The 246-nt window shown below is 73.2% G+C and carries 1 protein-coding gene; it reads right to left on the bottom strand.

Going from position 1 to position 246, the window contains the following annotated elements; translation table 11 throughout:
• The coding region (locus G5A07_RS21605) for a S4 domain-containing protein (protein ID WP_262405912.1) at positions 1-246 on the bottom strand (246 nt) is incomplete at both ends.

The following is a 246-nucleotide window of genomic DNA, read 5'->3' as shown; positions in this document are numbered from 1 at the left end:
GCGGCCACGCTCGTCCTGCGCGGTAGTCACCACCCCGCGCGGCTTGTTGAGCATCAGGTACAGGCGCTGCGGTGCACCCATCGGCTGGCCATCGACCTCGATCGGCGGCGCCGGCTGGCCAATCGGGAACTCGGGATCCCGCACGATGCGGCCGGACACGCGTACGCGGCCCTCGGCGATCCAGCGCGCGGCCTCGCTGCGCGAGCAGACGCCGGCCTTGGACAGCACGCGCGCCAGGCCATGACG

Origin of the sequence: Stenotrophomonas sp. AS012628, assembly GCF_010608305.1 — a bacterium.
GTDB lineage: Bacteria > Pseudomonadota > Gammaproteobacteria > Xanthomonadales > Xanthomonadaceae > Stenotrophomonas > Stenotrophomonas geniculata.
This window is presented reverse-complemented; position numbering and strand designations above follow the sequence as displayed.